We start from the raw sequence: 16,017 nt of genomic DNA on the forward strand, positions 1-16,017 counted from the left end.
GCGGCAAGCGGCAAGCGGCAAGCGGCAAGCGGCAAGCGGCAAGCGGCAAGCGGCAAGCGGCAAGCGGCAAGCGGCAAGCGGCGAAGGATCACGTCCCGACTGCTCCGGAATCCAGTGCGCGGCGATTGACCAGCGGGCGTGTCGACGTAGCACTCTCATCCACGTGAGGACGTTTCCACAGCTACCGCGCCGCGAATCGAGAGGTGCCTCACCCGGCAATCACGCGCTTTATGCGCATAAACCAACCGGTGTGCGACGCAACCGCCCCTCCTCCTTTCCGGTCAGAAACGCCCATCGTATTGATCCGGCGTACGGCACCTCGATCCGTCATCCCGTGACAGAAAGAAAGCTGCTCACCTTTATGCGCATAAACACATCAACGCAACGCCGTGAAGCACATCCCGAACAGCACTCCCCTCTCGTGGCCTGTCGCACTGCCTCATCCACCTGCCTCTGCGAAGCAGCGAATCCACTCGAGATCCCGCGATCCCGCGCCAACCTCCCCGCCCGGACACCCGATACAGACTGGCTACAATACGGGGCTCTACCCTCCAGGCTTGAATGATGATCACGATCTACCACAACCCCCGATGCTCGAAGTCGCGCGAGACGCTTGCTTTGATCGAGTCGCTGAATACCACCGGTGCGCCCCTGAATGTCGTCGAGTACCTGAAGACGCCACCGACGGTAGAGGAACTGGAAGCACTGCATCGGCAACTTGGCCGCCCGGTTCGCGACATGCTGCGCGACGGTGAGGAACCGTACAAGACGCTGAATCTGGCCCGCGCCGATCTGACCGACGCACAAGCCTACGCGGCGATTGCCGCTCATCCGATTTTGCTGCAGCGGCCCATCGTCGTTTATCGGGGCAAGGCCGCCATCGGCCGGCCGCCCGAATCGGTGCGGGCGCTGTTCGAATAATTCTTGCCCGCCGTATTTTTCTGATTGCATCGGCCCGGCGCAACCAAACATCGGCATTCGAAGCCGACACGATCGCCTGGCACCATGCGACCACCACCCGGGCGATCGCAGCCAGGCGAGCCGCCCCTAGGCTTCCCCGGACGACCCATCGTCGTCGTCCGGCCCCCGCCCCGCCGCCGCTTTCGCGGCCGTCCGCAGCAGCGCGATCTGACCGCGATAGGCCCTGCAGCCACTGCAGGTCGGCAGGTGTACACGCACCTGCAGGCGCTCATGCAGGGTCAGATGCCGGTCGAGCGCATCCGACAGCAGTCGCGTCACGTCAGTACATTTCCCCGGCAGCATCTTCGGTCGTCAGTCCTTTTTCACTGAGGCAGGTTCGCAGGCGCGTGCGCGCCCGATACAGCAGCACGCTGCAATGATTCGTCGTCAGCGTCAATTCGCTGCAGATGTCCGTGATCTCGACGTCGAGGAATTCGCGCATCATGAACACGCGCCCGATCTGCTCCGGCAGGTGGTCGAGGCAGGTCTGGAACAGCGTCCAGAACTGCTGCTGCTGCAACAGCGTTTCCGGGCGCGGCCACGGTCGCGGCTTCGCATGCGCGGCCCAGTGCCCGTTTTCCTTGAACAGCTCGCGATCGAGCACCGATTCGCCGTCGAGCTCGGCATCGAGCGCCGACAAGCTCACGGTGCGCTGCCGCGCGCGCAGCACGTCGATCAGCTTGTTGCGCAGGATGCCGAACACCCAGGTCTTGTGGGCCGACAGCCCGGCGAAATCGCCCGCGTGCGACCACGCGGCGGCGAGCGCTTCCTGCACGGCGTCTTCGGCCGCGTCGGCATCGCGGAGCTGGAGTCGCGCGAAGCGCAGCAGGTCGCGCCGCAGTTGCGCGAGATAGGCGGGATCGTCGTATTCGGACGGCATGTCTGGGTTGCGGTGTCTCGAGGCAATCGCGTGCGCCACCGAGCGGGCGCGTCGCGGTGCGAGCAGCTTACTGGGCGCGGTGCCCGCCTGCAATGCATGTTCCGTCGCGAATTCACGAAACCGGTCGACGCGCTGCGCTATGCTTGCCGAACCCTGTGTCGTGTGTCGACTTCGACACGCGGCGGGCAATGTGTAACGTCCGATCATAACGGCCAAGTTATCCACAATTTCTGTGGAAAACCTTGTGGAAAGTCGGCCGGGCGGCCCCGTGGGGCGGTTCGCGGGCTGGCTTGCCTATAAACAGACCTTTGTCGCTCGTTCGGAAGCAATCGATCCGATTCCTCACTCACCGGAAGGAGAATGTCATGTCCTATCGCATCGCCGTGGTCGTCGGCAGCCTGCGTCGCGCTTCGTGGAACCGCGCGCTCGCGCACGCCGTGATCTCGCTCGCCCCCGCCGATTTCTCGTTCGAGTTCGTCGAGATCGGCGAACTGCCGCTGTACAGCCAGGACTACGACGCGGATTTCCCGGAAGTCGCGAAGCGCTTCAAGCAGTCGATCGAAGCCGCCGATGCGCTGCTGTTCTTCACGCCCGAGTACAACCGCTCGATTCCGGGCGTGCTGAAGAATGCGCTCGACTGGGGCTCGCGCCCGTGGGGTTCCAATTCGTGGTCGGGCAAGCCGGGTGCGGTGCTCGGCACGTCGCCGGGTGCGACGGGTACCGCGCTCGCGCAGCAGCACCTGCGCAACGTGCTCGCGTACCTCGACGTGAAGACGCTCGGGCAGCCCGAGATGTTCATCAAGCACGATCCGGCACGCATCGACGATCAGGGCCAGATCGTCAGCGAAGACACCCGCAAGTTCCTGCAGGGTTTCGTCGATCGCTACACGGGCTGGGTGCGCTTGCTGAAGTCGGCCTGAGCGTCGCCCCGTTCATGCCGCCGGCGCCGGCCCGCGCGTAGCGGGTCATGTGCCGGTGTGCCGCGCGTGCCGTGCGTCGCGCGCTTCGCGGATGCCCAGCAGGATCTCGTCGAGCAGCGCGATGTCGAACGGCTTCGACAGCACGCGGACGTTGACGGTGCGCGTGCGGTCGAGTTCCTCCGCGTAACCCGTGACGAGAATCACGGGCAGCTTCTCCGGCCGCTTCTCGACTGCTTCGGCGAGGTCGATGCCATTCAGGCGGCCCGGCATGTGGATATCCGAGATCACGAGGTCGAACGCGTCGTTCGCAGCGGCGCCTTCGATCAGGTGCAACGCGTCGTCGGCGGTGGGCGCGTAGGTCACGCGGTGCCCGAGCAGCGACAGCAGCGCTTCGGTGCCGGCCGCGACTTCGCTGTTGTCCTCGACGAGCAGCACGTGCAGGCCGGCGAGCGCGCCCGTGCCCGTGCCCGCGTCGTGCGCGACTGCCGGCGGCCGTGCGACGACATCCTCGGCGCGCGCGCGCGGCAGGTAGAGGCGCACCGACGTGCCTGCGCCGACCGCGCTGTCGATCGTCGCGAGGCCACCCGAGCGTTCGCAGAACGCGAATACCTGCGGCAGGCCGAGCCCCGTCCCCATCCCCTGAGCCTTCGTCGTGAACAGCGGCTCGAACGCGCGGGCGAGCACGTCGGGCGCCATGCCCGAACCCGTATCGTCGAGCGAGATCTGCACGAAATCGCCGGTCAGCGGAAAGCCGTCCTCGCGACGCAGCGTCACGTTGCGCGCGCCGACCGTGAAGCGGCCGCCGGCCGCCATCGCGTCGCGCGCGTTGACCGCGAGGTTGATCACCGCGAGTTCGAGCTCCGCGACGTCGACGCGGATCGGCCACACACCAGGCTCGATCGCGACGACCAGCGACGATTTCGAACCGAGCGACGTCTTCAGCAGTTCGCGGCATGTGCCGACCCATTGCCCGACGTCGATCGTCTCGTTGTGCAGCGGCTGCTTGCGTGCGACACCGAGGAGCTGGCGCGTGAGCGATTGCCCGTTCTTCAGCGCGCGTTCGATCGCGCCGAGTTCCTTGTCGAGATGCTGGACCCCGCGCCGCCGCACGATCTGCACGTTGCTCGAGATGATCATCAGCAGGTTGTTGAAATCGTGCGCGACGCTGCCGACGAGATTACCGAGCGCCTGCATCTTGCGCGACTGCCGGTACGCCGATTCGATCGAACGTCGCATCGACGCTTCGGCCTGCCAGCGATCCCACGCCTCCTCTTCCGCCTTCAGCCGCTTGAGCGACAGCCAGATCACCGACCACAGCGCGACCGACGGCGCGAACATCGAGAGGAACAGCACGCTCAGGTGTTCGTACCATTCACGCCAGATCGCCGACGTGCGATACGAGCACGTCACGTAGACGGGATAACTGCCGACCTGGCGATACGCGACGATCTCGCTGCTCCCACCGTCGTGGCGCACCCGCACGACGCCGGCGCGCGGATCGTTGCGCGCGTCGCCGAACGTGGCGGCGCGATCGGTATGCGCGAATGCCGGCGGCGGCGGATACGACGCGATCACCGCGCCGTCCGAGCGCGCGAGCGCCATCGTCATCGGCGTGCTCGCACCGCCGAGCAGGTCGCGGTAGAACGCGTTGAAATACGACGACTTCAGCGCGATCGACACCATCCCGGCGAACGAACCGTCGCTATGGCGACGCGCGACGCCCGTGTTGAACACGGGAATGTTCTCGAGCTTGAGCGGCCCCATCATCAGCCGCGAGATGTGTTCGATCACCTTGCCGTCGCGAATGCCGGCGAAATCGTCGCGGTTCGCGATCGACGCATAGGGCGCCGGATAGTAGAGGCTGTTCGCGAGCAGCATCCCGCTCGCGCCGAAGATCGACACGGCCGCCACCTGCGGATAGCCGCCGCCGATCGTGTTCAGCGCTTCGTGGATGTCGGACTCCCTGTTGCGCACGGTCGCGTCGTCCATGTCCTGCACGAGATCGACGATGCGCGCATCGAGCGTCTCGCTCAGGTCGAACACCTTGAGCGCGTGCTCCTCGGCAACCCGCACGGTGCGCATCGTCACGTCGCTCGCGGCGGCCTCGCGCGTCTTCAGGTCGTTGTACGCCATCACCACGACGTAGATGCAGGGCAGCACGATCGCCGCGACGAGCAGCACGATCAGCGTCACGCGCCGCACCGCGAAATCGTGCTCGGGCGCACCGGACGCATAGTTGCCGTCGTCCTGCCAGTCGTCGGCGGGCGGGGAGGCGGGAGCGTGGGAATCGGCGGGCCGGTCGGACGTCATCGAGGAAGCGGGTGAGGCGAAGGTGCCTGCCATCATAAACGAGTTGCGACGGCCCGCCGTACAGCCCCGGATGCACCCGGACGCCAGTAATCCTGTCGATTCCGACAGGCGGAAATTGTCAGATTGAAAACGCGACGAATCCGGCAGCGCAAACGTACACAAGGAAAAATTTTGCGTGCTTATCTCGAAAATGGTCGCGGCTGTTTTCGGAATGGCGCATGTTCGGACCAATTCTGTCCGAAATGGTGAATATGGCGAGTTGCATCGCCTCCGGTTTACTCCGAGAATCGCGCCTTGCTTTCCCTATGACAGATATCTGCGCCTGCCGGCATTCGCCGCGCGGCGCGTCGCGCGCGCCCGCGTTGCGGCGCCCGCGCGCGGTTGCAAGGCGGCTGCCCGCGCCCGAACGCATTGGCGCCTCAAGAAGTGCGCCGCGCGGTCGTTAACGCGAGAGAGACCATTCCGTATACCGCATCGCCCCATGCCTTTGCCGATTGTAATTGCCGACGATTCGCTGCTCGCTCGCAAACTTCTGACAAAGGCGCTGCCGGGAGGCTGGGACGTCGATGTCGCGTATGCCGCGAATGGTCGAGAGGCCTTGGCGCTGTATCGTGACGGCAAAGCTTCCGTAATGTTTCTGGACCTGACGATGCCCGACATGAGCGGATATCAGGTGCTGGAGACACTGCGCCACGAAGATCTGAACACGTTCGTGATCGTGGTATCCGCCGATATCCAGCCGCAGGCGCAAGCACGCGTGCGCGAATTGGGCGCGATCGCATTCGTTGCCAAGCCCGTGACGTCGGAGGCATTGCTGCCCATTCTCAAGGAGTATGGGTTGTATGCCTGACTCGGTGTTCACGGCGGAGCAACGCGACGCGTTGCAGGAGATCGCCAACCTCGCAATGGGCCGTGCCGCCGCACGGCTCGCGTTGTTGCTCGGGCGCTTCATCGAACTGTCGGTGCCGCGCGTGCGGGTCGTGAAAGCGACCGACGCGGGCGATGCGCTGCGCGAGATGACGGGCATCTACGACAACGTGACCGCCGTGCGCCAGGGCTTCCGTTCCGACATCAAGGGCGAGGCAATCGTGCTGTGCCGTACCGCGAGCATCGCGCGGCTCATGTCGGTCGTCGATCGCACGTTCGGCGAAGGCGTGTACGGCGGGATGGCGACACCCGACGAAGTCGTGTTCGACGTCGCGAACGTGCTGATGGGCGCCTGCGTCGCATCGATCCTCGACGAGCTCGGGCGCAAGCCCGTGTTCTTTCCGCCGGGGCTGCTCGGCGCGAACGTGTCGTTCGACGACGTCTTCCAGCCGACCGAGCTGGCATGGAGCGTGGCATTGCTGCTCGAGGTGAACTTCGGGCTCGAGGACCACGCGTTCCGGGCTCACTTCGTGATGCTGATGGCCGAGGATTCGATCCGGCTGATGGGCGACGCGCTCGACGCGTTGCTGTCCGCGCTATGACGGCCGCTGCCCCGTCGCTGAGCGATCTCGTGATCGAGCGGGTGGGCTTCGGCCTGTTCGTGCTCGACCGCGCGATGACCGTGCTGATGTGGAATCGCTTCATGCAGGACCACAGCGGCATCCCGGCCGCCGACGTGATCGGCCGCAACCTGTTCGACTGTTTTCCCGACCTGCCGCGCGCGTGGCTGTCGCGCAAGCTCGAGAGCGTGTTCCAGCTCGGCAGCTTCGCGTTCAGTTCGTGGGAGCAGCGGCCCTACCTGTTCCGCTTCGAGCACGACCGGCCGATCACGGGCGGCGTCGACTACATGCAGCAGGACTGCACGTTCATGCCGCTCACGCGCGGCCGCGACGTCGAAGCCGTGTGCGTGACGATCTCGGACGTCACGCACGTGAGCGTGATGCAGCGTGAGCGCGAGGAAGCGGTCGCGAAGCTGCGCGAACACGCGAATCGAGACGGCCTGACCGGCATCGCGAACCGGCGCTTCTTCGAGGCGCGGCTCGGCGACGAATTCGCGCGCTGGCAGCGCTACGGCGGCGACATGTCGGTGCTGCTGTTCGACCTCGACCACTTCAAGACGATCAACGACCGTTTCGGGCACGCGGCCGGCGACGCCGTGCTGCGCGAGACGGCGCGCCGCGTCGCGTCGATCGTGCGCGCGCAGGATACGTTCGGCCGCTTCGGCGGCGAGGAATTCGCGCTGCTGCTGCCGTGCACGAATCTCGACGAGGCGATGCTCGTGGCCGACAAGGTGCGCGATGCGATCGGCAGCGTGCCGGTCGATGCCGAGGGCGTCAGCGTGCCGGTGACGGCGAGTGTCGGCGGCGCGTGTGCAAAGGCGGGCGCGGCCACTTGCGACGTGCTCGTCAACGAGGCCGACGCCGCGCTTTATCGCGCGAAGCGCCTCGGGCGCGACCGCTCGGTGGCCTACGCGTAGGCGCACCCGCACTGCCCTGCTGCGCGCGCAGCGGATGCGCCCCGCGCGTGCCGTGCTCAGCTTTTCGCGATGTCGGCCAGCACGCCGGCCAGGACGGCCGGCTGCGACATGAACGGCGAATGGCTGCTGTCCAGCTGGTGCACGTGGGTCGGGTTGCCGGGCGCGAACGCGTCGGCTTCGTCGATGAAGCGCTGCTGCAGCGCGGGCAGGATCACGCGATCCTGCAGGCACTTGATGTAGTGGCGGTCGATCGCGCCCCAGCGCGTGGCCGTCGTCGGGATCGCGGTCGCGAACGGCGCGGCCGGCACGTCGCAGGTCATCAGGTTCGCGACGGCTTCGAAGTCGGCTTGCGGCACGTCGTCGTACAGCGCGCGCTTCGCGAGCTCGCGATACGCGGCGTCACCGCTGCGCGGATCGATGCGCAGCGCACCGGCGACGCGCGGGCTCGCCAGCATCAGCGGGCCGAGCATCTCACCCTTGTTCTCGGGCGCGCGCACGTAGTCGAGGCCCGGCACGCCCGACGCGGGCATGAAGGCCGCGAGATAGACGATCTTCGCGATTTTCTCGGGCGCGCGTTCGGCAGCCGCCGTGATCGCGAGGCCGCCCATGCTGTGCCCGACGAGCACGACCTTGCCGCGGCCGAGCGCGTACGCGTCGTCGACCGCCTGCATGACCTGCGTCGCGTAATCGTCGAGCGTCGTGTTCGCGACCGGCGACGGCTCGGCGCCGAACGCATCCTTGTCGAGCGGGCGGGTGAAGTAGGAAACCGGAAAGCGGGCGTTGATGCCGTGCGCGGGCAGGTCGCGCGCGATCGACAGGTGGCCGCGCTCTGCCAGCGCGGCCGCAACGTGCGCATAGCACCACGCGCCGTGCCAGGCGCCGTGCACGAGCACGAAAACGGGATGATCGGACTGCGGGGTGGCGCTTGCGTTCGTCTCCATGGTGTCCGGGTCTTCAGATTTTGAGAAAGGTGTCATCTTAGACGAACCCGCGCGCACCCAGATGGGCCACCTTCGATCTGTCCCTCTTGTCTCGTACAGGCCACATTTCGTCCGTATCCGATATGAATTTATCCCGAAGCGCGCTAATTTGTTGCTTTGCCTGCGATTGCGCCCCATGAACGTCGACTATCTCTTCTATCGGAAGCCGAACAAACCCGGCCCCTATTCGCTCGACGACCTGGGCGACATCGCGCCGCCGATCGGTCCGGGCGACCTGATACGCGCGGGCATCGCACGCGTGTTCGGGCAGATCGACTGGCAGGAATCGCCCGACGTGCCGGGTGCGTGGTTCGGCACGGGCGGCGCCGTGTTCCAGTTCACCGCGGAGCCCGACGGCCACGTGACGAGCTTCATGGGCTCGCGCCTCGAACGCCGCTCGATGTTGCAGCTCACCCGTGAAATGGGGCTCATTGCGCTCGACCTGCAGCGCGACATCGTCTACGGCTGACGCAGCGCCGGCGCCGCTTCCTGCCCGGGCCGGGCGCCCTTGCCGGTCAACGGCCTCCGGCATGCCGCCGCATGCGGCGAGTGTCCGCCATCGAACTTCAAAGATTGCTATACTTTCGCCCAATTCCGGCTTCCGGCCGGTAATTTGTGCCTGTCTGCGTCGATCGTTCGCATATCTCGCACGCATTTGACGCCCTGACCATCCCAGCCGGGCATGGCTTCTTCAATCGCCCCGCGTGGGTGTCTCCGTGGAGCTTGTCTTGGCCGTTTCCAATTCCGTCGTGGACGAACAAGAAACCGACGCCGCTGCCGTCACATCGGGCAGTTCTTTCTATCTTGCGATGCGCATCCTGCCGGCCGTGCAGCGCGATGCGATGTTCCAGGTCTATGCGTTTTGCCGCGCGGTCGACGACATCGCCGACAGCGACCTGCCGCGCGCCGAGCGCAATGCGGGCCTCGATCGCTGGCGCGCCGACATCGACGCATGCTACGCCGGCCGCCCGCCGCGCCACCTGGCCGCGCTCGACCGCGAGATCCGTGCCTTCAACCTGCAGCGCGACGACTTCCACGCGATGATCGACGGGATGGCGATGGATGCGGTCGAAGACATCTGCGCGCCCGACGAGCCGACGCTCGACCTCTTCTGCGATCGCGTGGCGAGCGCGGCCGGCCGGCTGTCGGTGAGGATTTTCGGGATGCCTGAAGCCGAAGGGATCAAGCTGTCGCATCACCTCGGCCGCGCGCTGCAACTGACCAACATCCTGCGCGACATCGACGACGATGCGGCGATCAACCGCTGCTACCTGCCGCGCGAGCTGCTCGCGCGCGAAGGCATCGCGATTACCGGCCCGGCGACGATCGTGCGCGATCCGGCGCTGCCGCGCGTGTGCGCGACGCTCGTCGAGCGCGCGCTCGAGCATTTCCGCCAGGCGGATGCGGTGATGGATACGTGCCCGCGTGCGCAGGTGAAGGCGCCGCGCATCATGTCGGGCGCGTATCGCTGCATTCTCGAAGCCGCGGTTGCACGCGGCTTCGCCTTCCCGCGCGCGCCGTTGCGCAAGCCGAAGGCGCGCATGCTGATGATCGCCGCGCGCTACGCGCTGTTCTGAGTCGACCGAGTCGATGCCCAGGACCGTCCACGTGATCGGCGCCGGCCTTGCCGGCCTGTCGGCCGCGGTCGAGCTGCAACGCCGCGGGCGGCGCATCGTGCTCCATGACGCGCACGCGCATGCGGGCGGCCGCTGCCGCTCATGGTTCGACGGGACGCTGAACACGACGCTCGACAGCGGGCTGCACACGGTGTTCGCGGGACAGCCCGCGACGCAGCGCTACCTGCGCGCGATCGGCGCGGCCGACCGGCTCGCGGGGCCCGCGCTGCCTGAATTCCCGGTCGTCGACGTCGCGTCGCAGCAGCGCTGGACGCTGCGCTTCGGCGACGGGCGCTGGCCGTCGTGGCTGTTCGATGCCGCATCGCGTGCGCCGGGCACGACGCCGCTCGACTACCTCGCGCTCGCCCCGCTCGCGTTCGCGCGCATGGGTCGCTCACTCGCACAGACGATGCGATGCGACGGCATGCTGTGGGAACGTTGGCTGCGGCCGTATTTCCTCGGTGTGCTGAACGTCGAGCCGCGCCACGCGAGCGCAGAACTCGCGCGTGCGGCGCTGTGCGGCACGTTTGCCGCGGGCGGCCCCGGCTGCCGTCCGCTCGTCGCGCGCCAGGGTCTCGGCAGCGCATTCGTCGAGCCGGCGCTGCGGATGCTGCAGCACGGCGGCGCGCAGATCCGGCTGAACTCGCGGCTCGACGCGTTCGAATTCGGCGCGCACGGCAATGCGGTCGATGCGGTCTCGGTCGGCGGCGAGCGGATCGATCTCGCACCGGGCGACGCCGTCGTGCTGGCCGTGCCGCCCGAGGTCGCGCAGCCGCTCGTGCCCGAGCTCACCGCGCCCGACACGTTCAGCGCGGTCGTGACCGCGTATTTCGCGATCGAGGCGCCGGCCGGCACGCCGCTGCAGACGGCGGTCGTGAACGGTGTCGTCGATGCGGTGCGCACCGGCGGCGGCCAGCTCGCGGCGACGATCCGCGACGCCGGCCGCTGGCTCGACACGCCGCGCGACACGCTTGCGCGGCGCATCTGGGAAGACGTCGCGCGCGTGACGGGCGCGAACCCGGAAACCATCCCCGCGTGGCAGCTCGTCGTCGAGCCGCGCGCGGGCTTTGCGGCGGTGCCGTCGCAGGAAATGAAGCGTCCGGCCGTGCGTACGCGCTGGACCAATCTCGTGCTGGCGGGCGACTGGATTGCCACCGGCTTGCCCGCCACGATCGAGGGCGCGATCCGCTCCGGCCAGCTGGCCGCGGACGTGCTCCAGACACAGTAAGCAACAGAGGGACCGATGAACGATCTCACCGAAATGGCTACCTTGTCCGCCGGCACCGTGCCGGCCGGCGTCGATGCGGCCGTCGCGCGTGCGACCGACGCGCTGCTGGCCGCGCAGAACGCCGACGGCCACTGGGTCTACGAACTCGAAGCCGATTCGACGATTCCCGCCGAATACGTGCTGCTCGTCCACTATCTCGGCGAGACGCCGAACGTCGAGCTCGAACAGAAGATCGGCAAGTATCTGCGCCGCATCCAGCAGGCCGACGGCGGCTGGCCGCTGTTCACCGACGGCGCGCCGAACATCAGCGCGAGCGTGAAGGCGTATTTCGCGCTGAAGGTGATCGGCGACGACGAGAACGCCGAGCACATGCAGCGTGCGCGCCGCGCGATCCACGCGATGGGCGGCGCCGAGATGTCGAACGTGTTCACGCGCATCCAGCTCGCGCTGTACGGCGCGATTCCGTGGCGCGCGGTGCCGATGATGCCGGTCGAGATCATGCTGCTGCCGCAGTGGTTCCCGTTCCACCTGTCGAAGGTGTCGTACTGGGCGCGCACCGTGATCGTGCCGTTGCTCGTGCTGAACGCGAAGCGCCCGCTCGCGAAGAACCCGCGCGGCGTGCGCATCGACGAGCTGTTCATCGATCCGCCCGTCAACGCCGGCTTGCTGCCGCGCCAGGGTCACCAGAGCCCCGGCTGGTTCGCGTTCTTCCGCGTGGTCGACCATGCGCTGCGCGCGGCTGACGGCCTGTTCCCGAACTACACGCGCGAACGCGCGATCCGCCAGGCCGTTTCGTTCGTCGACGAGCGCCTGAACGGCGAGGACGGCCTCGGCGCGATCTATCCGGCGATGGCCAACGCGGTGATGATGTACGACGTGCTCGGCTACGCGGAAGATCATCCGAACCGCGCGATCGCACGCAAGTCGATCGAGAAGCTGCTCGTCGTGCACGACGACGAAGCGTATTGCCAGCCGTGCCTGTCGCCGGTGTGGGACACGTCGCTCGCCGCACATGCGCTGCTCGAGACGGGCGACGCGCGGGCCGAGGAAGCCGTGCTGCGCGGCCTCGAATGGCTGCGCCCGCTGCAGATCCTCGACGTGCGCGGCGACTGGATCTCGCGCCGCCCGCACGTGCGGCCCGGCGGCTGGGCTTTCCAGTACGCGAACGCGCACTACCCGGACGTCGACGATACGGCGGTGGTCGCGGTGGCGATGGATCGCGCGCAGAAACTCCGGCAGAACGACGCGTATCGCGATTCGATCGCACGCGCGCGCGAGTGGGTCGTCGGGATGCAGAGCAGCGACGGCGGCTGGGGCGCGTTCGAACCGGAAAACACGCAGTACTACCTGAACAACATCCCGTTCTCGGATCACGGCGCGCTGCTCGATCCGCCGACGGCCGACGTGTCGGGCCGCTGCCTGTCGATGCTGGCGCAGCTCGGCGAGACGCCGCTGAACAGCGAGCCGGCGCGCCGCGCGCTCGACTACATGCTCAAGGAGCAGGAACCGGACGGCAGCTGGTACGGCCGCTGGGGGATGAACTACGTGTACGGCACGTGGACGGCACTGTGCTCGCTGAACGCGGCCGGCCTGACGCCGGACGATCCGCGGATGAAGCGCGGCGCGCAGTGGCTGCTGTCGATCCAGAACAAGGACGGCGGCTGGGGCGAGGACGGCGACAGCTACAAGCTGAACTATCGCGGCTTCGAACAGGCGCCGAGCACGGCGTCGCAGACGGCCTGGGCGCTGCTCGGCCTGATGGCGGCCGGCGAGGTGAACAACCCGGCGGTGGCGCGCGGTGTCGACTACCTGATCGCCAACCAGAACGAAGAAGGCCTGTGGGACGAGGCGCGCTTCACGGCGACGGGCTTCCCGCGCGTGTTCTACCTGCGCTACCACGGCTATCGCAAGTTCTTCCCGCTGTGGGCGCTCGCGCGCTATCGCAACCTGAAGCGCGACAACACGACGCGCGTCACGTTCGGGCTGTAACGCGTGGCGACGCAATCCACCGGCATGCTGCCCGTCATCGCCGTGACGGGGATGGCGTTCGAGGCGCGCATCGCGCGCGGCGACGGCGTCGAAGCGGTCTTCGCCGCGCGCGCCGACCGGCTCGAACGCGCACTGACCGAGGCGACCGCGCGCGGTTGCGCGGGCATCGTGAGCTTCGGCACCGCGGGCGGGCTCGCGCCCGACCTCGCGCCCGGCGCGCTCGTGATCGCGAACGCGATCGACGGGCCGTTCGGCCGCGTCGAGACCGATACGCGCTGGAGCACACGGCTCGTCGCCGCGCTGCACGACACGCCGGTGTGGGCGCGCGTCACGCGCGGCACGATCGCGGCCGTGGGCGCACCGGTCGTCGGCGAACAGGAAAAGACGGCGCTGCATCGCGCGAAGGGCGCGCTCGCCGTCGACATGGAGTCGCATATCGCGGCGGCCTTCGCGGCGGCGCGCGGTGTGCCGTTCGCGGTGTGCCGCGCGATCGTCGATCCGGCGTGGCGCACGTTGCCCAGCGCGGCGACGGCCGGCCTGCGCGACGACGGCAGCACGGCGATCCTGCCGATCCTGCGTGAACTGCTGAAACAGCCGTCGCAGCTCGGCCCGCTGCTGCAGGTGGCCGGCGACGCGCGCGCGGCGCGCACGACGCTGATCCAGGCGCGGCACGCATTCGAGCGTGCGGGCGCGATGCGGATCGTCTGAGCGGCGTTCGCCGCTTTTTTCTTTCCCTCCTCTTCCCGTTTCTCGCCGACGAATCGCGGACAAATCGCGGACAAAAAAAGAGCGCTGCAGACTTGAACTGCAGCGCTCTTTTTCCTTGCGGCGGTGGCCGTTGCAGCGTTACTGCGCGGCCGGACTGCTCGCAGGCGTTGCCGGCGCGGTTGCCGATGCCGCGGCAGGCGCAGCAGCCGGCGTGCTCGCCGGCATCGCACCTTCCGCACCCGGATCGTCGTACTGCGGCAGCCCCGGCGCGGCCGGCGCATTGTTCGGCGCCGCGCCCGGTGTACCGCCCGACTCGCCCGGATCCTCGTAGTTCGGCAACCCCGGCACGGCAGGCGTCGCGGCCGGCACGGCGCCCGATTCACCCGGTTCGTTGTAGGTCGGCAGCGTCGCCGCCGACGACTGGCTGCGGTACGTCAGCGACTTGCGCTGCTGCAGGTATGCGTCGCGCACGAACGAATACGGATCGAGCGCGGCCTGCTTCAGCAGGTCGGTCGCGCCGAGCAGGTCCGACCGCGCGCTGATGAACTGCGCGATGTACATCGGGTTGCGCGCGGCCGGCTCGATGTAGTTGAGCAGGTTGAAGCGCACGTCCACCGCGCGGCCGACGCCGTCGCGGAACGTGCTCGGCCCGAACACGGGCAGCACGAGGTACGGGCCCGACGGCACGCCCCAGCGTGCCATCGTCAGGCCGAAGTCCTGGTGATGCTTCGGCAGCCCGGCCGGCGTCGCGATGTCGATCAGGCCGGCGACGCCGAACAGCGAGTTCATCGCGACGCGCATCAAGTCCTGCGTCGCATCGGTGATGCGCAACTGCAGCAGGTTGTTCGCGATGTTGCCGAGGTCGCCGAGGTTCGAGAAGAAGTTGCTGATCGCGGTGCGCACGGGCGTCGGCGTGACCTTCTGGTAACCCTTCGCGATCGGCTGGGCGATGTTCGTGTCGACGGTGTCGTTGAACTTGTACATCGCCCGGTTCATCGGCTCGAGCGGGTCGTTGGGGTTGCGGTTCGGTCCCGTCGCGCAGCCGGTCAGCACTGCGCTGGCGGCAACGGTCGCCGCAATGATTCGCACCTTATTCATTGATTCCTTGCGATTGGTTCTTGGCGCGTTTGACGCGCGGTTTGCCCATCAGGACGGGCTGGAACACCACGGCGCCGATCAGCGTGCAGGTCAGGGCCAGCGCGAGCAGCTTGCCCATGCTCGACGTGCCCGGATGGTGCGACAGCCACAGGCTGCCGAATGCGGTCGCCGTCGTCGCGGCGCTGAACAGGACGGCGTGCGTGAGGCTCGAATGCAGCAGCCCGGTTTGCCCCCCGCGCCACGCCATCACGAAATACACCTTGAACGCGACGCCGACGCCGAGCATCAGCGGCAGCGCGATGATGTTCGCGAAGTTGAGCGACATGCCGAGCACGACGCACAGTTCGAGCGTCACGATGCCCGACACGAGCAGCGGCACCAGCGTGCGCAGCACGTCGCCGAAGCGGCGCAGCGTGACCCACAGCAGGATCGTGATCGAGATGATCGACCACAGTGCCGCATGCAGGAACGCGTTGATGATCGTGTCGGCCGAATGCAGGATCGAGATCGGCCCGCCGGTCGCGCCCGGTTCCGCGGCCTTCACGGTCTTCGCGAAGCGGCGCAGCATGTTGTCGTCGTTCGGGTCGACGCCCTTCGGCACCTTCGGCGAAATCTGCACGAGTGCATGGCCGTCCGGTGCGACCCAGTCGCGCACGAGCTGCGGCGGCAGCGATTCGCGCGTGATGTCCTGCGGCTGCAGCAGCGAGGCGAGCTGGTTGAGCGCGATGCGCAGCGTGTCGGAGAACGCACGCTCGGCGCGGTCGCGCGTCGCGGCGTCCGCGGCGGCGAGTTTCGCGAGCGAGGCCGACAGGTGCTGCGCGGCGGCCGCGCCCGGGCCCGGATGATCTTCGGCCGCGTAGCTCAGCAGGTCCGACACGCGCTTGAGCGCGGCGACGCGCTGCGCGTCGGTCGCGGGCGGCGCGG

General features: G+C 67.7%; 16 protein-coding genes and 1 pseudogene. 10 read left to right on the forward strand and 7 right to left on the reverse strand.

What is annotated here, in order from left to right; genetic code table 11:
• Nucleotides 1-561 precede the first annotated feature (561 nt).
• Complete coding sequence (gene arsC / locus L810_RS26505) at nt 562-921, forward strand: arsenate reductase (glutaredoxin) (RefSeq protein WP_021161385.1); 360 nt, start codon at nt 562-564, stop codon at nt 919-921.
• Between the two features lie 126 nt (nt 922-1,047).
• Here arsC and L810_RS26510 read toward each other — a convergent pair whose 3' ends face one another.
• On the reverse strand, nt 1,048-1,263 hold the full coding sequence (locus L810_RS26510; protein WP_042976290.1) for a zf-HC2 domain-containing protein: 216 nt from the start codon (nt 1,261-1,263) through the stop codon (nt 1,048-1,050).
• Nucleotides 1,241-1,840, reverse strand: a complete 600-nt coding sequence (locus L810_RS26515; protein WP_042976293.1) for an RNA polymerase factor sigma-70 — start codon at nt 1,838-1,840, stop codon at nt 1,241-1,243. Before L810_RS26515 ends, L810_RS26510 begins: the two co-directional genes overlap by 23 nt.
• A 365-nt stretch (nt 1,841-2,205) precedes the next feature.
• On the opposite strand from L810_RS26515, the gene L810_RS26520 reads away from it, so the two are divergent.
• Nucleotides 2,206-2,760 (forward strand): NADPH-dependent FMN reductase, encoded by a 555-nt coding sequence (locus L810_RS26520; protein WP_011353625.1) that lies wholly within the window; start codon nt 2,206-2,208, stop codon nt 2,758-2,760.
• A 45-nt stretch (nt 2,761-2,805) separates the two neighbouring features.
• Here the strand turns inward: L810_RS26520 and L810_RS26525 are convergent, their stop codons facing one another.
• Together L810_RS26525 and L810_RS47515 are read right to left on the reverse strand one after the other, a co-directional pair.
• The gene (locus L810_RS26525) at nt 2,806-5,070 is read right to left on the reverse strand and encodes a hybrid sensor histidine kinase/response regulator (protein WP_042976295.1); all 2,265 of its coding nucleotides are present in this window, start codon (nt 5,068-5,070) and stop codon (nt 2,806-2,808) included.
• A 118-nt stretch (nt 5,071-5,188) separates the two neighbouring features.
• Entirely contained in the window at nt 5,189-5,482 is a 294-nt protein-coding gene (locus L810_RS47515; protein WP_021161389.1) for a hypothetical protein, read from the reverse strand.
• 69 nt (nt 5,483-5,551) lie between these two features.
• On the opposite strand from L810_RS47515, the gene L810_RS26530 reads away from it, so the two are divergent.
• Genes L810_RS26530 through L810_RS26540 form a run of 3 tightly spaced genes read left to right on the forward strand, consistent with a single transcriptional unit; the run spans nt 5,552 to nt 7,474 of the window.
• Nucleotides 5,552-5,920: a response regulator gene (locus tag L810_RS26530; RefSeq protein ID WP_021161390.1), complete on the forward strand. Its 369-nt coding sequence runs from the start codon at nt 5,552-5,554 to the stop codon at nt 5,918-5,920.
• A complete protein-coding gene (locus L810_RS26535; protein WP_021161391.1) occupies nt 5,913-6,539 on the forward strand; it encodes a chemotaxis protein CheC in 627 nt (208 codons plus the stop codon). Before L810_RS26530 ends, L810_RS26535 begins: the two co-directional genes overlap by 8 nt.
• Nucleotides 6,536-7,474 (forward strand): GGDEF domain-containing protein, encoded by a 939-nt coding sequence (locus L810_RS26540; RefSeq protein WP_021161392.1) that lies wholly within the window; start codon nt 6,536-6,538, stop codon nt 7,472-7,474. Before L810_RS26535 ends, L810_RS26540 begins: the two co-directional genes overlap by 4 nt.
• Nucleotides 7,475-7,530: 56 nt before the next feature.
• On the opposite strand, the gene L810_RS26545 is transcribed toward L810_RS26540, so the two are convergent.
• A complete protein-coding gene (locus L810_RS26545; protein WP_021161393.1) occupies nt 7,531-8,415 on the reverse strand; it encodes an alpha/beta fold hydrolase in 885 nt (294 codons plus the stop codon).
• A 175-nt stretch (nt 8,416-8,590) separates the two neighbouring features.
• Here L810_RS26545 and L810_RS26550 point away from each other — a divergent pair, with 175 nt between their 5' ends.
• The 5 genes from L810_RS26550 (at nt 8,591) to L810_RS26570 (ending at nt 13,995) form a co-directional block, all read left to right on the forward strand.
• Nucleotides 8,591-8,923 (forward strand): hypothetical protein, encoded by a 333-nt coding sequence (locus tag L810_RS26550; RefSeq protein ID WP_021161394.1) that lies wholly within the window; start codon nt 8,591-8,593, stop codon nt 8,921-8,923.
• Between the two features lie 259 nt (nt 8,924-9,182).
• Nucleotides 9,183-10,031, forward strand: a complete 849-nt coding sequence (gene hpnD, locus L810_RS26555) for a presqualene diphosphate synthase HpnD (protein WP_021161395.1) — start codon at nt 9,183-9,185, stop codon at nt 10,029-10,031.
• Nucleotides 10,032-10,044: 13 nt separating this feature from the next.
• Nucleotides 10,045-11,298: a hydroxysqualene dehydroxylase HpnE gene (hpnE, locus tag L810_RS26560; RefSeq protein ID WP_042976298.1), complete on the forward strand. Its 1,254-nt coding sequence runs from the start codon at nt 10,045-10,047 to the stop codon at nt 11,296-11,298.
• A 15-nt stretch (nt 11,299-11,313) separates the two neighbouring features.
• Entirely contained in the window at nt 11,314-13,287 is a 1,974-nt protein-coding gene (shc, locus tag L810_RS26565; protein ID WP_021161397.1) for a squalene--hopene cyclase, read from the forward strand.
• 24 nt (nt 13,288-13,311) lie between these two features.
• Nucleotides 13,312-13,995 (forward strand): phosphorylase, encoded by a 684-nt coding sequence (locus L810_RS26570; RefSeq protein ID WP_021161398.1) that lies wholly within the window; start codon nt 13,312-13,314, stop codon nt 13,993-13,995.
• Between the two features lie 138 nt (nt 13,996-14,133).
• On the opposite strand, the gene L810_RS26575 is transcribed toward L810_RS26570, so the two are convergent.
• Together L810_RS26575 and L810_RS26580 are read right to left on the reverse strand one after the other, a co-directional pair.
• Nucleotides 14,134-15,093, reverse strand: a complete 960-nt coding sequence (locus L810_RS26575) for an MlaA family lipoprotein (RefSeq protein WP_042976302.1) — start codon at nt 15,091-15,093, stop codon at nt 14,134-14,136.
• Nucleotides 15,086-16,017: pseudogene (locus L810_RS26580) on the reverse strand (MMPL family transporter); the annotation flags it as partial. The pseudogene L810_RS26580 and the gene L810_RS26575, both read right to left, overlap by 8 nt.

It is taken from the genome of Burkholderia sp. AU4i (genome assembly GCF_000466765.1).
GTDB classification, from domain to species: Bacteria; Pseudomonadota; Gammaproteobacteria; order Burkholderiales; family Burkholderiaceae; genus Burkholderia; species Burkholderia cepacia.

What these genes read in the sequence shown, in the direction of transcription:
- L810_RS26525 (WP_042976295.1), bottom strand. Translation starts at nt 5,070, where the DNA reads ATGACGTCCGACCGGCCCGCCGATTCCCACGCTCCCGCCTCCCCGCCC.
- L810_RS26570 (WP_021161398.1), top strand. Translation starts at nt 13,312, where the DNA reads ATGCTGCCCGTCATCGCCGTGACGGGGATGGCGTTCGAGGCGCGCATC.
- hpnE (WP_042976298.1), top strand. Translation starts at nt 10,045, where the DNA reads ATGCCCAGGACCGTCCACGTGATCGGCGCCGGCCTTGCCGGCCTGTCG.
- L810_RS26550 (WP_021161394.1), top strand. Translation starts at nt 8,591, where the DNA reads ATGAACGTCGACTATCTCTTCTATCGGAAGCCGAACAAACCCGGCCCC.
- L810_RS26540 (WP_021161392.1), top strand. Translation starts at nt 6,536, where the DNA reads ATGACGGCCGCTGCCCCGTCGCTGAGCGATCTCGTGATCGAGCGGGTG.
- arsC (WP_021161385.1), top strand. Translation starts at nt 562, where the DNA reads ATGATGATCACGATCTACCACAACCCCCGATGCTCGAAGTCGCGCGAG.
- L810_RS47515 (WP_021161389.1), bottom strand. Translation starts at nt 5,482, where the DNA reads ATGCGTTCGGGCGCGGGCAGCCGCCTTGCAACCGCGCGCGGGCGCCGC.
- L810_RS26510 (WP_042976290.1), bottom strand. Translation starts at nt 1,263, where the DNA reads ATGCTGCCGGGGAAATGTACTGACGTGACGCGACTGCTGTCGGATGCG.
- L810_RS26535 (WP_021161391.1), top strand. Translation starts at nt 5,913, where the DNA reads ATGCCTGACTCGGTGTTCACGGCGGAGCAACGCGACGCGTTGCAGGAG.
- L810_RS26545 (WP_021161393.1), bottom strand. Translation starts at nt 8,415, where the DNA reads ATGGAGACGAACGCAAGCGCCACCCCGCAGTCCGATCATCCCGTTTTC.
- shc (WP_021161397.1), top strand. Translation starts at nt 11,314, where the DNA reads ATGAACGATCTCACCGAAATGGCTACCTTGTCCGCCGGCACCGTGCCG.
- L810_RS26515 (WP_042976293.1), bottom strand. Translation starts at nt 1,840, where the DNA reads ATGCCGTCCGAATACGACGATCCCGCCTATCTCGCGCAACTGCGGCGC.
- L810_RS26575 (WP_042976302.1), bottom strand. Translation starts at nt 15,093, where the DNA reads ATGAATAAGGTGCGAATCATTGCGGCGACCGTTGCCGCCAGCGCAGTG.
- L810_RS26520 (WP_011353625.1), top strand. Translation starts at nt 2,206, where the DNA reads ATGTCCTATCGCATCGCCGTGGTCGTCGGCAGCCTGCGTCGCGCTTCG.
- L810_RS26530 (WP_021161390.1), top strand. Translation starts at nt 5,552, where the DNA reads ATGCCTTTGCCGATTGTAATTGCCGACGATTCGCTGCTCGCTCGCAAA.